The organism is Streptomyces similanensis (genome assembly GCF_039543625.1).
Taxonomy (GTDB): domain Bacteria; phylum Actinomycetota; class Actinomycetes; order Streptomycetales; family Streptomycetaceae; genus Streptomyces; species Streptomyces similanensis.
The window spans coordinates 1-15,030 of sequence record NZ_BAABKC010000029.1; the positions used below are offsets into that span (position 1 = coordinate 1).

A 15,030-nucleotide genomic window follows, 5' to 3' on the forward strand; every position below is an offset into this window, starting at 1 on the left:
CCCGCGGGCCCCCGCGGCCCCGCCCCGGCCCGCCGGACCGCCGGACGCCCGCCGGGCGCCGTACGCCCCCGGACCGGCCGCGCCGCGCTCCGCCGTCGCCGACTGGCTCGACACCCCCCGCCCGGCCGCCGCGCCCGGCATCTGGCGCCTGGGCCACCGCCCGCCCAAGGACGCCGCCCCCGACCGGCTGCCGTCGATCACCGTCGTCGGACTGCTGGTCCCGCTCGTGCTCGCGCTGCTCGTGTGGTCGCTGTGGCGGCAGGGCGCGGTGCCCTACGAGTCGGCGCCGCTGCGCCTGTTCACCCCCTCCGACTGGTGGTGGGCCGGCACCGTCTCGCCCAAGGGCATGGAGGGCCGCGAGGCCAGGGTGGTCTACGACGGCCTCTTCTTCGCCGTCCTCGTCTACGCCGTGGCCCGGCTGGGCAGCTGGCCCGAGGTCGTACGGCACTTCGTGGGCCGCCGCCCGCAGCCCGCCCGCGCCGGGTACGCCGCCCTCGGCGCCCTCGGCGCGCTCAGCCTGGTCTTCCCGAGCGCCTTCCCGCTGGTGAACTGGGACCCGCTGCCCGTCGCCGACCCGGTCTTCTCCCTGGTCGTCCTCGTCTCCGGCGGCTACGACCTGTTCGCCTCCCAGCTGTTCACCGACGCCCTGTACGCGCTGATCACCGCCCTGGTGGTGTGGCCGTTCGCCCGCGTCGGCGGCTGGTGGGCCTACGCTGCCGAACTCGCCGCCCGGCGCCGCGCCGCCGCCGACCCCGCCGCCCCGCCCCCCGCCGACCTGCCCCGCTCCCAGTGGCCCGCACTGCGCCACGCCGGCCGGCACCAGGCCGCCGACCTGCTGACCGCCGAGGTGGCCGGCGGCCGGATGACCGACGTGGACTGCGCCCGCGTGGAGCGGGCCTGGACCGAGGCCCGGGACGGGGCGCACCCGGACGCCTTCGCCGACACCGTGCTGCGGCACGGCGCCGCCGCCTTCGTCCACCCCTCCGGCGCCCGCGACCTGCCCGGCCGCACCGCCCGCCACGACCTGCTCGAAGGACAGGTGCGGCTCGGCCGCTGGGTGCCCGCCGAGCGGACCCCGCGCCCGTACCACGACGCCGGCGCGGCCCTCGGCCCCGACCTGCTGGCCACCTCCCTGCTCCTGGTCGGCCCGCCCGGCTCCGGCAAGACCCGGTACGTCACCGAGCCGATCACCGAGTCGCTCGCGCTCCAGGCGCTCACCGGCCGTTGCGCGGTGGTCGCCGTCTCCGCCGCCGGGGCGCCGCTCGGCCGGGACGCGGCGTACGACGTGGTGGTGCGGATCGGCGACCCCGCCTCCGTCCACGACCTCGACCCCTACGCCGAGTCCGACGACCCCGACGAGGCCGCCGCCTTCCTCGCCGAGGCCCTCGTCGGCGACCTCGACGGCGCCGGCGGCGTCACCGCGCGCGGCGCCGCCACCGCCCTCGCCCAGCTCCTCGGCCCCTACCGCGCCGTCCACGGCCGCTTCCCGCCGCTGCCCGTGCTGCGCGAACTGCTGGAGGGCGAGCCGGGCACGCTGGCCGCGCTGCGGGCCGGACTCGCCGCCGACGAGCACACGGTGATGCGCCGCGAGCTGGACGCCCGGATGCGGCAGGCCGGCACCCCCACCGACGCGGGACCGGCCCTCGCCGACCGGCTCTCCCTCCTGGACCGCCCCGTCTTCGCCGACTTCTTCGGCACCGGCGAGGGCGGCGGCAGGCCCTTCTCACTGCGCGCCGTCGCCCACCACCCGCTGCGGGTCCGCGTCGACCTGCCCGAACGCGGCCACGAGGAGGCGTCGCGGCTGATCACCCGGCTGGTCCTCGCCCAGTTCCACACCGTCGTACGCGACACCCGGCGCGGCCACTCGGCCTTCCTGGTCCTGGACGACGCCACCGGCGCCGTCACCCCCGAGTCCGTGCGCCGCGTCCAGCGGCTGCGCGCGCTGAACGCCGGAGTGGTCCTCGCGCTGCGCACCGTCGCCGACGTGCCCGAGGCGCTGCACGGCCCGCTGCTGGGCGCCGTCGGCTGCCGGATGGCGCTGGCCGGGGTCACCACCTGGGACGGCGGCCGGTTCGCGCACGCCTGGGGCACCGAGTGGGTGGAGACCAAGGAGGTCGCCAAGCACACCGTCTTCGCCGACCAGCCCATGACCCGCGCCCTCCACGCCCTGCGCAAGCTGGTCACCGGCAAGGCCGTCACCACCGACGCGGTCACCACCAAGCAGGTCGAGCGCGAGCGCTGGTCCGCCTCCCAGCTGGCCCACGAGCTGCCGCCGGGCCACGCGGTGCTGTCGCTGACCGGGGTGCGCGGCGAGCACGCCCCGCCGCTGCTGGTGGACCTGCGCGGGTGAGGGAGGCCGGGGGCGGCCGAGGGCGGACGGTGGCGGACGGGGGCACACCGGACCGGCGCGGACCGGCCGGTGTACCGACTCGCGCCGATCGTACGGTGAGGCACAATCGGCAGAGGTCGTTCATACGCGGCGGCCAAAACGCCACACCCCTCACCCGACCTCCGCAGATCTGAAGGCCCCATGCCCCCGACGCTCGCCTCGCTCGTCCACCATTCCGCGCTCAAGCTGACCGTGCGCGCGGGCGGGGACCGCCTGAACGTGCCCGTCCGCTGGGCCCACGTCAGCGAGCTCGCCGACCCCGTGCCGTACATGGAGGGCGGCGAGCTGCTGCTGATCACCGCGCTCAAGCTGGACGCGGAGGACCCCGAGGCGATGCGCCGCTACGTGAAGCGGCTGGTCGGGGCCGGCGTCGTCGGGCTCGGCTTCGCCGTCGGGGTGAACTACGACGAGGTGCCGGCCGCGCTGGTGGAGGCGGCCGAGGCGGAGGGGCTGCCGCTGCTGGAGGTGCCCCGGCGCACCCCGTTCCTCGCCATCAGCAAGGCCGTCTCCGCCGCGATCGCCGCCGACCAGTACCGCGCGGTCACCGCGGGCTTCGCCGCCCAGCGGGAGCTGACCCGGCAGGCCCTGATCTCCGGCCCGGAGGGACTGCTCGCCGCGCTGGCCGCGCAGGTCGACGGCTGGGCGGCGCTCTACGACGCCTCGGGCGCCGTCGTCGCCACCGCGCCCGAGTGGGCCGGCCGCCGGGCGGCCCGGCTCACCGCCGACGTCGAACGGCTGCGCGACCGGCCGGCGCCCGCCTCCGCCGTGGTCGGCGGCCCCGACACCGAGGACCGCGTCGAACTGCACTCCATCGGCACCGGCCGCCGCCCGCGCGCCGCCCTCGCCGTCGGCACCGCCGCGCCGCTGGGCACCGCCGAGCGCTACGCCGTGCACTCCGCCATCGCCCTGCTCACCCTCACCACCGAACGCTCGCGCTCGCTGCACGCCGCCGAGCAGCGGATCGGCGCGGCTGTGCTGCGCATGCTGCTGGCCGGGCAGCCCGACCACGCCCGCGGCGTCGCCGGTGACCTGTACGGCGGGCTGCTGGACGCGCCCTTTAGGGTGATCGTCGCCGAGTCCGCCTCGGCGTCGGCGGCGCGGGCCCACGCCGACGCCCACGCCCGCGTCCCGGCCGCCAAGCCCGCCGTCCCGGCCGCCAAGCCCACCGCCCAGACGGCCAAGCCCACCGCCTCGGCCGCCCCGCCCGTCGTCCTGGGCGGCGACCCGCTCGCGGGCCTCGCCGAGATCGTGGAGGCGGCGGCCGCCCGCTCCGGTGAGGCGGTGCTGGTCGTCCCCGACGGGGAGCGGCTGGTGGTGCTCGCCGGGGACGGCAGCGCGGCCGTCGCCGCCTGCGCGGAGCACGCCGCCGCGCTGGAGGCCGCCCGGGCCGCGGCGCCGTCCGAGCAGCGCGCGGGGGAGGGGGGCGAGCTGGTCGTCGGCCTGTCCGCCCCGGCCGGCCCGATCGCCGCGGCCGGCGCCTACAAGCAGGCCGAACAGGCCCTGTCGGTGGCCCGGCGGCGCGGCCGCGTGCTCGTCGAGCACGAACAGCTGGCCTCCGGCTCCGTCCTGCCGCTGCTCGCGGACGACGCGGTGCGGGCCTTCGCCGACGGCCTGCTGCGGGCGCTGTACGAGCACGACGCGACCGGCCGCGGCGACCTGGTCGCCTCGCTGCGCGCCTGGCTCTCCCGGCACGGCCAGTGGGACGCGGCCGCCGCCGACCTGGGCGTCCACCGCCACACCCTGCGCTACCGCATGCGCCGGGTCGAGGAGATCCTCGGCCGCTCCCTGGACGACCCGGACGTCCGCATGGAACTCTGGCTGGCCCTCAAAACCACCACCCCGGACCAGCCGTAACACCCCTCGCGCCCACCACCCGCGCCCGCTGCCCGGGACCGGCCCCACCCGCTCGCCCCGACCGGCCGCGGCCACGCGCCCGCACCGTCCGTGGCCGCCCGCCCGGGCCGCCGGTGCCCGCCTCTCCGGCCCGGCCGCAGGCGTTCGTCCGCGCGCCAGTGGCGATGACCGGGCGGCAGCCGCTCCGGACCGCCCATGGCCGTTTCACCGGGCCGCGTGGCCACTTGCCCGGCTCGCCCCGTCGACAGCCGCTCGCCGGATCGGCCGTGGCCGTTCGCCCAGGCCGTGTCGCCGCTTGCCCGGCCCGGCCGCAGGCGTTCGCCCGGGCCGCGTGCCCGCCCGTCTCCCCGGCCCGGCCGTGGCCGTTCCTCCGCGTCGGTGGCGGTGGCTCGACCCGGCCGCCCGCGACCGCTCACCCGCCAACCGCCCCGCGCCGGCCGCCCACCCCGCCTCTGCCAAACCGGCGCACCCCCGCCCCCCACTGCTCCACCCCGGACAAGCGCCGTGCGCGCGTCGTCGCCCTACCGTTGACGACGCAAGCAGACCACCCCCAACGCGGAAGGGCCGGACTCGTCACAATGACTTCCACCACCGCCTTCTGGCTCGCCGGCCGCCAGGTCACCGGCGAGGACACCTTCGACGTCACCTCCCCGTGGGACGGCCGCACGGTCGGCACGGTCGGCGTGCCGACCGACGCCCAGGTCGAGGAGGCCGTGGCCGCCGCGCACGCCGCGCTGGACGAGTTCGCCGCCACCCCCGCCCACGTACGGGCCGCCGCCCTGGACCACGTCGGCAAGCGCCTGACCGAGCGCACCGAGGAGATCGCGCAGCTGATCTCCGCCGAGAACGGCAAGCCGATCAAGTGGGCGCGCGGCGAGGTCGGCCGTGCCGTCTCGGTGTTCCGGTTCGCCGCGGAGGAGGCCCGCCGCTTCAACGGCGGCGAGGCCCAGCGCCTGGACACCGACGGCGGCGGCCAGGGCCGCCTGGCCCTCACCCGCCGCTTCCCCAAGGGCGTCGTCCTCGGCATCGCGCCGTTCAACTTCCCGCTGAACCTGTGCGCGCACAAGGTCGCCCCGGCCATCGCCGCCGGCGTCCCGATCATCCTCAAGCCGGCCCCGGCCACCCCGCTGTCCGGCCTGATCCTCGGCGAGTTGCTGGCCGAGACCGAGCTGCCGGCCGGCTCCTGGAGCATCCTGCCGGTCGCCAACGACAAGATGCCCGCCCTCGTCCAGGACGAGCGGCTGCCGGTCATCTCCTTCACCGGCTCCGAGCAGGTCGGCTACGCGATCATGGACTCGGTGCCGCGCAAGCACTGCACCCTGGAGCTGGGCGGCAACGGCGCGGCCGTCGTCCTCGGCGACTGGGCGAGCGACGAGGACCTGGACTGGGCCGCGAACCGCATCGCGACCTTCTCCAACTACCAGGGCGGCCAGTCCTGCATCTCGGTGCAGCGCGTGATCGCCGACGCCGCCGTCTACGACCGGCTGCTGCCGCGCATCGTCGCCGCCGTCGAGGCCCAGGTCACCGGCGACCCCGCCGACCCGAGGACCGACGTCGGCCCGCTGGTCAGCGAGGCCGCCGCCCAGCGCGTCGAGTCCTGGGTGAGCGAGGCCGTCGACGCCGGCGCCGCCCTGCTCACCGGCGGCAAGCGCGACGGCGCCTCCTACGCGCCGACCGTCCTCGCCGACGTCCCGGCCGATGTGACCATCGCCCGCGAGGAGGTCTTCGGCCCGGTGCTGACCGTGCAGAAGGCCGACGGCGAGGCGGCCGCGTTCGCCGCCGTCAACTCCTCCAAGTACGGCCTCCAGGCGGGCGTGTTCACGCACGACCTCCAGGTCGCCTTCCGCGCCCACCGCGCCCTTGAGGTCGGCGGTGTCGTCATCGGCGACGTCCCCTCCTACCGCGCCGACCAGATGCCCTACGGCGGCGCCAAGCAGTCCGGCGTGGGCCGCGAGGGCGTGCGCTACGCGATGGACGACTACACCTACGAGCGCGTCCTCGTCCTGACGGGCCTCGCCCTGTAGGACCGCCCCGGGTCGCCGAACCGGTGACCGCAGAACGACGACGGCCGGAGCCCGTGTGCGGGGGCTCCGGCCGTCGTCGTGCCGTCCCGGGGCCCGTACGGGCCCGTCGGGCCCCGGCTCGCCCGCGTCGCGCGGATCGGCCCGTACGACTGGCCACCGGGGCCGTACGGCGCGATGCTGGGAGGAATCCGTTCCGCGACCGGCCGGACACGCACCGTCGCACCGCCGCGAGGCGGGCGCTCCCGCCCCGCGGGGCGGTGATCCCGGCCTTCGGGCGGGTACGGGTGAACCAGCACGACCGGTCGGTAACCGACATCCCCTATAGCCCACTTGGCGGCGAGGTGAGCCTCATGTCCGCACCAACGTCCAAACCCACCGTCACCGAGCGCGAGGCGCGCGAGGTGGCCGAGGCCGCACGGGAGCAGGACTGGCGCAAGCCCAGTTTCGCCAAGGAGCTGTTCCTCGGCCGCTTCCGCCTCGACCTGATCCACCCCCACCCGCTCCCCGCCGACGACGACGTCGAGCGCGGCGAGGAGTTCCTCGCCAAACTCCGCGACTTCTGCGAGTCCAAGGTCGACTCGGCCCGCATCGAACGCGACGCGCGCATCCCCGACGACGTGATCACCGGGCTCAAGGAGCTCGGCGCGCTCGGCATGAAGATCGACACCAAGTACGGCGGCCTGGGCCTCACCCAGATGTACTACAACAAGGCCCTCGCCCTGGCCGGCTCCGCCAGCCCGGCCATCGGCGCGCTGCTCTCCGCGCACCAGTCGATCGGCGTCCCGCAGCCGCTGAAGATGTTCGGCACCCAGGAGCAGAAGGACACCTTCCTGCCGCGCTGCGCCCGCACGGACATCTCCGCCTTCCTGCTGACCGAGCCGGACGTCGGCTCCGACCCGGCACGCCTGGCCACCACCGCCGTGCGCGACGGCGACGACTACGTCCTGGACGGGGTCAAGCTGTGGACGACCAACGGGGTGGTGGCCGACCTCCTCGTCGTCATGGCGCGGGTGCCGAAGTCCGAGACGGGCCGCGGCGGCATCACCGCCTTCGTCGTGGAGGCCGGCTCCGAGGGCGTCACGGTGGAGAACCGCAACGCCTTCATGGGCCTGCGCGGCATCGAGAACGGCGTCACCCGCTTCCACCGGGTGCGCGTCCCGGCCGCGAACCGCGTCGGCGAGGAGGGTCAGGGCCTCAAGATCGCCCTCACCACCCTCAACACCGGCCGCCTCTCGCTGCCCGCGATGTGCGCGGGCGCCGGCAAGTGGTGCCTGAAGATCGCCCGCGAGTGGTCCGCGGCCCGCGAGCAGTGGGGCAAGCCGGTCGCGCTGCACGAGGCGGTCGGCGCCAAGATCTCCTTCATCGCCGCCACCACCTTCGCCCTGGAGGCCGTCCTCGAACTGTCCTCCCAGATGGCCGACGAGAACCGCAACGACATCCGCATCGAGGCCGCCCTCGCCAAGCTCTACGGCTCCGAGATGGCCTGGAAGATGGCCGACGAACTGGTCCAGATCCGCGGCGGCCGCGGCTTCGAGACCGCCGCCTCGCTCGCCGCCCGCGGCGAACGCGCCGTCCCCGCCGAGCAGATGCTGCGCGACCTGCGCATCAACCGCATCTTCGAGGGCTCCACCGAGATCATGCACCTGCTGATCGCACGGGAGGCCGTCGACGCCCACCTCTCGGTCGCCGGCGACCTCATCGACCCGGACAAGTCCCTGCCCGACAAGGCGAAGGCGGGCGCCAACGCGGGCCTGTTCTACGCCAAGTGGCTGCCGAAGCTGGTCGCGGGACCCGGTCAACTCCCCGGCTCCTACGCCGAGTTCCACCCGGCCGGCCACGTCGACCTGTCCCCGCACCTGCGCTACGTCGAACGCACCGCGCGCAAGCTCGCCCGCTCCACCTTCTACGCCATGTCCCGCTGGCAGGGCCGGATGGAGACCAAGCAGGGCTTTCTGGGCCGGATCGTCGACATCGGCGCCGAGCTGTTCGCGATGAGCGCGGCCTGCGTGCGCGCCGAACTCCTGCGCGGCCGGGGCGAGCACGGCCGCGAGGCGTACCAGCTCGCCGACGCCTTCTGCCGCCAGTCCCGCATCCGGGTCGGCGAACTCTTCGACCGGCTGTGGACCAACACCGACGACCTGGACAACAAGGTCGTCAAGGGCGTCCTCGGCGGCGTCTACGAGTGGCTGGAGCACGGCGTCATCGACCCCTCGGACGACGGCCCGTGGATCGCCGAGACGCCGCCCGGACCGAGCGGACGCGAGAACGTCCACCGCCCCGTCCGCTGACCACCCGCCCCGGCGGAGCCCCGCGGCCGTGCGGGCGCCCCGCCGGGGTATCCGCGCCCCATGCGGAAGCGAATCCAGTACGTGCTCGGCGCCGGTGCCACGTACGCCGCCGTCGCTCTCTTCCTCCGGTTCGCCGGCTCCGGCGTCGGCTGGGGCGCGGCGCTGCTGTTCGCCCTGGTGGCGACCCCGCTCGTCTTCTGGGCGGCCTGGCTGCGGGGCCGGATGCGGGAGCAGGCCGTGGAGTGGGGACGGCGGCGCTTCAGGCCGTGGCCCGAGGAGCGCCGCCGATGACGGCGGGACCCGCCCGGGGGACGCGCTGTCAAAGGACGGCGCCGGTGCGGCCACAATGGGGGGATGAGCGACCGTCCAGCCCCTCTCGCCGATCCGCACCTCGTCTTCGATCCCGTCGCCGGGGACGGCCCCAAGGACGTCGTGGTCCTCGGGTCCACCGGGTCCATCGGCACCCAGGCCATCGACCTCGTGCTGCGCAATCCGGACCGCTTCCGGGTCACCGCTCTGTCCGCCAACGGCGGCCGGGTCGGCCTCCTCGCCGAGCAGGCGCGCCGGCTGCGGGTCCGGGCCGTCGCCGTGGCCCGCGCGGACGTCGTGCCGGCCCTGCGCGAGGCGCTCGCCGCCGAGTACGGCGCCGGCGAGCCGCTGCCGGAGATCCTGGCCGGACCCGAGGCGGCCACCCAGCTCGCCGCCTCCGCCTGCCACACCGTCCTCAACGGCATCACCGGCTCCATCGGCCTCGCCCCGACCCTCGCCGCCCTGGAGGCGGGCCGCACCCTGGCGCTCGCCAACAAGGAGTCGCTCATCGTCGGCGGCCCCCTGGTCAAGGCCGTCGCCAAGCCCGGCCAGATCATCCCGGTCGACTCCGAGCACGCCGCGCTCTTCCAGGCGCTGGCCGCCGGCACCCGCGCCGACGTACGCCGACTCGTCGTCACCGCCTCCGGCGGCCCCTTCCGCGGCCGCACCAAGGCGGAGCTGGCCGACGTCACCGTCGAGGACGCCCTCGCGCACCCCACCTGGGCGATGGGCCCGGTGATCACGGTCAACTCCGCCACCCTCGTCAACAAGGGCCTGGAGGTCATCGAGGCGCACCTGCTGTACGACATCCCCTTCGAGCACATCGAGGTCGTCGTGCACCCGCAGTCGTACGTCCACTCGATGGTCGAGTTCACCGACGGGTCCACCCTCGCCCAGGCGACGCCCCCTGACATGCGCGGGCCGATCGCCATCGGACTCGGCTGGCCCGAACGCGTCCCCGACGCCGCGCCCGCCTTCGACTGGAGCACCGCGTCGACCTGGGAGTTCTTCCCCCTCGACACCGACGCCTTCCCCTCCGTGGGCCTGGCCCGGCACGTGGGCCGCCTCGCGGGCACCGCCCCGGCCGTGTTCAATGCGGCCAACGAGGAGTGCGTCGACGCGTTCCTGCGCGGCGCGCTGCCCTTCAACGCCATCATGGAGACCGTGACACAGGTGGTCGAGGAACACGGCACGCCCGGGACGGGAACTTCCCTGACGGTCCCGGACGTCCTGGAAGCGGAGGCCTGGGCCCGCGCCCGGGCCCGGGAACTGACAGCGCAGACGGCGACCGCGGAGGCGCGTGCATGACGTCCCTGATGATGATCCTCGGCATAGTCGTCTTCGTGATCGGCCTGCTGTTCTCCATCGCGTGGCACGAGCTGGGCCACCTGTCCACGGCCAAGCTGTTCGGCATCCGGGTGCCGCAGTACATGGTCGGCTTCGGCCCGACGATCTTCTCCCGCAGGAAGGGCGAGACGGAGTACGGCGTCAAGGCCATCCCGTTCGGCGGCTACATCCGCATGATCGGCATGTTCCCGCCGGGCGACGACGGCCGGATCGCCGCGCGCTCCACCTCGCCCTGGCGCGGCATGATCGAGGACGCCCGCTCGGCCGCCTTCGAGGAACTCCAGCCGGGCGACGAGAAGCGCCTGTTCTACACCCGCGCCCCGTGGAAGCGGGTCATCGTGATGTTCGCGGGCCCCTTCATGAACCTGATCCTCGCGGTCGCGCTGTTCCTCACCGTCCTGATGGGCTTCGGCATCTCGCAGCAGACCACCGCCGTCAGCTCGGTCTCCAAGTGCGTCATCGCCCAGAGCGAGAACCGCGACACCTGCAAGGCCACCGACGCGCCCTCCCCGGCCGCCGCCGCGGGCCTGAAGGCCGGCGACCGCATCGTCTCCTTCGACGGCGTGAAGACCGACGAGTGGGACCGCCTGTCGGACCTCATCCGCGCCAACCCCGGCAAGGACGTGCCGATCGTCGTCGAGCGGGGCGGCCAGGACGTCACCCTGCACGCGAAGATCGCCACCAACCAGGTCGCCGAGAAGGACTCCAGCGGCCGGATCGTGGAGGGCAAGTACGTCGACGCCGGCTTCCTCGGCTTCAGCGCCGCCACCGGCGTCGCCCGCCAGGACTTCGGCCAGTCGGTGAGCTGGATGGGCGACCGCCTCGGCGAGGCCGTCGACTCCATCGCCGACCTGCCCGGCAAGATCCCCGCCCTGTGGGACGCGGCCTTCGACGGCGCCCCGCGCCAGCCCGACTCCCCGATGGGCGTGGTCGGCGCGGCCCGCGTCGGCGGCGAGATCTTCACCCTGCACATCCCGCCCACCCAGCAGCTGGCCATGGCCCTGATGCTGGTCGCCGGCTTCAACCTCTCCCTGTTCCTGTTCAACATGCTCCCGCTGCTGCCGCTGGACGGCGGCCACATCGCGGGCGCGCTGTGGGAGTCGCTGCGCCGCCGGCTGGCCAGGGTGCTGCGCCGCCCGGACCCGGGTCCGTTCGACGTGGCGAAGCTGATGCCGGTGGCCTACGTGGTGGCCAGCGTCTTCATCTGCTTCACCGCGCTCGTCCTGATCGCCGACGTGGTCAACCCGGTCAAAATCTCCTAGGACAGGCCCTGGCTCCCGGGCGTTCACCGGGCGGCCGGGCGGTCCACCGCTCCGGCCGCCTACCAATGAGTGGTTTGCCGGGTGGGATGTGCCCGGGCAGCGCCACGTACCGTAATCTCGAAGCCTGGAGCCCGCCGCTGAACGGGGCCGGACCTTGATCCACGACTTGGGGTTGCACAGCAGATGACTGCGATTTCTCTCGGCATGCCGTCCGTTCCGACCAAGCTCGCCGAGCGCCGCAAGAGCCGGCAGATCCAGGTCGGCACGGTCCCGGTGGGCGGGGACGCGCCGGTGTCGGTGCAGTCGATGACGACGACGCGTACGTCGGACATCGGTGCGACGTTGCAGCAGATCGCGGAGCTGACCGCGTCGGGCTGCCAGATCGTGCGGGTGGCGTGTCCGACGCAGGACGACGCGGACGCGCTGGCGACGATCGCGCGCAAGTCGCAGATCCCGGTGATCGCGGACATCCACTTCCAGCCGAAGTACGTGTTCGCCGCGATCGAGGCGGGGTGTGCGGCGGTGCGGGTGAATCCGGGCAACATCAAGAAGTTCGACGACCAGGTCCGGGAGATCGCGAAGGCGGCCGGGGACCACGGCACGCCGATCCGGATCGGGGTGAACGCGGGCTCGCTGGACCGCAGGCTGCTCCAGAAGTACGGCAGGGCGACGCCGGAGGCGCTGGTGGAGTCGGCGCTGTGGGAGGCGTCGCTGTTCGAGGAGCACGACTTCCGGGACATCAAGATCTCGGTGAAGCACAACGACCCGGTCGTGATGATCGAGGCGTACCGGCAGCTGGCCGAGCAGTCCGACTACCCGCTCCACCTGGGTGTGACGGAGGCGGGTCCGGCCTTCCAGGGCACGATCAAGTCGGCGGTGGCGTTCGGCGCGCTGCTCTCCCAGGGCATCGGCGACACCATCCGGGTGTCGCTGTCGGCGCCGCCGGCCGAGGAGGTCAAGGTCGGCATCCAGATCCTGGAGTCGCTGAACCTGCGCCAGCGGGGCCTGGAGATCGTGTCGTGTCCGTCGTGCGGGCGCGCGCAGGTGGATGTGTACAAGCTGGCCGAGGAGGTCACGGCGGGTCTGACGGGCATGGAGGTGCCGCTGCGGGTCGCGGTGATGGGCTGTGTCGTCAACGGTCCCGGCGAGGCGCGCGAGGCGGACCTGGGTGTGGCGTCGGGCAACGGCAAGGGGCAGATCTTCGTGAAGGGCGAGGTCATCAAGACCGTGCCGGAGTCGAAGATCGTGGAGACCCTGATCGAGGAGGCCATGAAGCTGGCCGAGCAGATGGAGGCCGAGGGCGTCGCCTCCGGCGAACCGGAGATCTCGGTCGCGGGCTGAACCCCGCGACGACCCGAGGGCCGCGCCCGAAACCCGCGGCGACCCGAGGGCGCGCCCGGCACACGGCCGCAGCCGCCCTCACTCCTCCTCGTCCGAATCCCCCGACCCCTCCTCGGGGGACCCGCCCCCGAACTTCTCGGACGGCCCGTCCCGGACCTCCTCCGGCGGCCCGCCCCCGAACCCCTCCGGCGGGCCGTCCCCCGGGAACTGCCCCCGCAGCCCCCGCGTGGGGTCCTTGACCGGCGCGTCCTCCTGGAGCGAACCGGGAGCGGAGCGGTCCGGGGCGGCCGGACTGTACGGCGACTGCGGGGGCGGCGGCGCACTGCGGTCGCCGGGCGCGCCCGCACCCGACGGCGGCAGCCGCAGCGCGAGCAGCGCGACGTCGTCGCCGCTGGGCGCGATCCGCCGCAGCAGCTCGTCGCAGAACTCGTCCACCGTCCCGCCGGTCGGCCGCCGCACCAGCACCGAGGCGTGGTGGCGGAGCTTGGCCAGCCCCAGGTCGATCGGCCGGCCCCGGCTCTCCACCAGTCCGTCGGTGTACAGCAGCAGCGTCGACCCGGGCGGCAGCTCCTCGTAAGCGTCGGGCCAGCTCAGGCCCAGGTGCAGGGTGGCGCTCATGCCGATCAGCGGACCGTGCCCGCCCGTCAGGTACCGCGCGTCGCCCTCCCGGGTCACCAGCAGCGGCGGCGGATGCCCGGCGTTGACCCAGTTCATCCGCCACGGCCCGCCCTCCGGGCCCTCGATCCGGGCGAAGACGAGCGTGGCCATCGGGGCGTCGCTGGTGTTCGTCACCGCCTCGTCCAGACGGCACACGATCAGGCTGGGCGGATGCTGCTGGTCCCAGGCCAGGGCGCGCAGCATGTTGCGCACCTCCGCCATGTGCGCCGCGGCCTTCAGATCGTGGCCGACCACGTCCCCGATCACCAGGGCCATCACCCCGTCGGCGAGCAGGAACGCGTCGTACCAGTCGCCGCCGACCTCCATGGCGCGCTGCGCGGGCAGGTAGCGGGCGGCCATCCGCAGGTGGTCCACCTGGGGGAGCGGGGCGAGCAGCTGGCGCTGCATGGTCTCGGAGACGTTGCGCTGCTCCTGGTAGAGCCGGGCGTTGTCCAGCACCAGCGCCAGCCGGCGGCCGATGTCGGCGAGCAGTCTGATCTCGGCGCGGGTGGGCGCGGGGGAGTCCCCGGTGCGGCCGAGGGTCAGCATCCCGTAGTGGTTGCGGCGGGCGGTCAGCGGGACGACCACGGCCGAGTGGCCGCCGAGCCGCTCGAACAGCTTCCCGTGGGTGGTGGCGAGCGGGGCGTCCGGGTCGCGCATCTCCTCGGCGGTCAGCGGCACCGGCTCGTCGGCGCTCAGGATCCGGGCCACCGCCGCGCGGACGCCGGCCGGCAGCGGCGGCAGCGGACCCTGGAGCCGCTTGGCCCGGCGCTGGTGGGCGGGGCAGCGCACGGCGACCCGCTCCAGCGCCCCGGTCCGCTCCGAGTACAGGGACACCGACGCCCAGTCGCCCAGCTCCGGCACCAGCACCCGCAGCAGCCGGCGCATCCGGTGGTGCGAGTCCAGGGCGGTCATCAGCACCGCGGAGACGTCCGCCAGCAGGTTCAGCCGGGCGGTCAGCGCCTCCAGGGCGGCGGTGTGCGCGGCCATCCGCTCCTCGGCCGCGCGGTGCAGGCTGAAGTCGCTGAAGACGACCACCAGCCCGGCCACCCGGCCCGCCACCCGCAGCGGGGTGGTCGACCAGATGATCGGCACGGTGGTGCCGTCGGAGCGCAGGAAGTACTCCTCGCTGCCCTCCTCGGCGGTCCGGCTGCCGCGCATCGGGGTCTGCATGGCGCACTGCTCGCGCGGCACCGGCGAGCCGTCGGGGCGGCGGTGCAGCAGGTCGTGCGCGTCCTCGCCGAGCATGTCGTCGAGTTCCCGGCGCAGCAGCCGCTGCGCCCACGGGTTGACGTAGGTGATCCGCCCCGCGGTGTCCAGCGTGAAGACACCGGTGCCCAGATCGCGCAGGACCTGGAGCGGGAAGTCCGGGTCCAGGGCGGGGTCCGCCGTGCCCGCCCCGCTCATGGCCCGACCCCCTCCTCGCTCCGGACGGTCCTCCGGTGTGCCGTCACCGCGATCACCGCTCTCCCGAGGCCGTCCCGTTCGTCTCTCCTTGTACCATTCTTACCGTTCTGGGGAAACCCGTCGCCGTTCGGGCGGAGTGTGTCGCCGGCCCC

General features: G+C 74.5%; 9 protein-coding genes. 8 read left to right on the forward strand and 1 reads right to left on the reverse strand.

Translation table 11 applies throughout. The features are described 5' to 3' along the window. The 8 genes from ABEB07_RS10365 to ispG all read left to right on the forward strand — a co-directional run. The coding region (locus tag ABEB07_RS10365) for an ATP/GTP-binding protein (RefSeq protein WP_345667999.1) at positions 1 to 2,350 on the forward strand (2,350 nt) is incomplete at its 5' end. A 180-nt stretch (positions 2,351 to 2,530) separates the two neighbouring features. Then, positions 2,531 to 4,243 (forward strand): PucR family transcriptional regulator, encoded by a 1,713-nt coding sequence (locus tag ABEB07_RS10370; RefSeq protein WP_345668000.1) that lies wholly within the window; start codon positions 2,531 to 2,533, stop codon positions 4,241 to 4,243. Between the two features lie 578 nt (positions 4,244 to 4,821). Next, entirely contained in the window at positions 4,822 to 6,267 is a 1,446-nt protein-coding gene (locus ABEB07_RS10375) for an aldehyde dehydrogenase family protein (protein WP_345668001.1), read from the forward strand. 350 nt (positions 6,268 to 6,617) lie between these two features. Then, positions 6,618 to 8,555, forward strand: coding sequence for an acyl-CoA dehydrogenase family protein (locus tag ABEB07_RS10380; RefSeq protein WP_345668002.1), 1,938 nt, complete (start codon positions 6,618 to 6,620; stop codon positions 8,553 to 8,555). Between the two features lie 60 nt (positions 8,556 to 8,615). Further along, complete coding sequence (locus ABEB07_RS10385) at positions 8,616 to 8,846, forward strand: hypothetical protein (protein ID WP_345668003.1); 231 nt, start codon at positions 8,616 to 8,618, stop codon at positions 8,844 to 8,846. Positions 8,847 to 8,909: 63 nt separating this feature from the next. Continuing rightward, positions 8,910 to 10,172: a 1-deoxy-D-xylulose-5-phosphate reductoisomerase gene (gene dxr / locus ABEB07_RS10390; RefSeq protein WP_345668004.1), complete on the forward strand. Its 1,263-nt coding sequence runs from the start codon at positions 8,910 to 8,912 to the stop codon at positions 10,170 to 10,172. A gap of 8 nt (positions 10,173 to 10,180) precedes the next feature. Beyond that, on the forward strand, positions 10,181 to 11,473 hold the full coding sequence (locus ABEB07_RS10395; RefSeq protein ID WP_176152148.1) for a M50 family metallopeptidase: 1,293 nt from the start codon (positions 10,181 to 10,183) through the stop codon (positions 11,471 to 11,473). A gap of 183 nt (positions 11,474 to 11,656) precedes the next feature. Further along, positions 11,657 to 12,814: a flavodoxin-dependent (E)-4-hydroxy-3-methylbut-2-enyl-diphosphate synthase gene (ispG, locus tag ABEB07_RS10400; RefSeq protein WP_164584914.1), complete on the forward strand. Its 1,158-nt coding sequence runs from the start codon at positions 11,657 to 11,659 to the stop codon at positions 12,812 to 12,814. Between the two features lie 78 nt (positions 12,815 to 12,892). Here the strand turns inward: ispG and ABEB07_RS10405 are convergent, their stop codons facing one another. Next, on the reverse strand, positions 12,893 to 14,878 hold the full coding sequence (locus ABEB07_RS10405; protein ID WP_345668005.1) for a SpoIIE family protein phosphatase: 1,986 nt from the start codon (positions 14,876 to 14,878) through the stop codon (positions 12,893 to 12,895). Positions 14,879 to 15,030 lie beyond the last annotated feature (152 nt).

Coding starts and splice junctions, on each gene's coding strand:
- ABEB07_RS10395 (WP_176152148.1), top strand. CDS start 10,181: ATGATGATCCTCGGCATAGTCGTCTTCGTGATCGGCCTGCTGTTCTCC.
- ABEB07_RS10375 (WP_345668001.1), top strand. CDS start 4,822: ATGACTTCCACCACCGCCTTCTGGCTCGCCGGCCGCCAGGTCACCGGC.
- dxr (WP_345668004.1), top strand. CDS start 8,910: ATGAGCGACCGTCCAGCCCCTCTCGCCGATCCGCACCTCGTCTTCGAT.
- ABEB07_RS10405 (WP_345668005.1), bottom strand. CDS start 14,878: ATGAGCGGGGCGGGCACGGCGGACCCCGCCCTGGACCCGGACTTCCCG.
- ABEB07_RS10370 (WP_345668000.1), top strand. CDS start 2,531: ATGCCCCCGACGCTCGCCTCGCTCGTCCACCATTCCGCGCTCAAGCTG.
- ABEB07_RS10380 (WP_345668002.1), top strand. CDS start 6,618: ATGTCCGCACCAACGTCCAAACCCACCGTCACCGAGCGCGAGGCGCGC.
- ispG (WP_164584914.1), top strand. CDS start 11,657: ATGACTGCGATTTCTCTCGGCATGCCGTCCGTTCCGACCAAGCTCGCC.
- ABEB07_RS10385 (WP_345668003.1), top strand. CDS start 8,616: ATGCGGAAGCGAATCCAGTACGTGCTCGGCGCCGGTGCCACGTACGCC.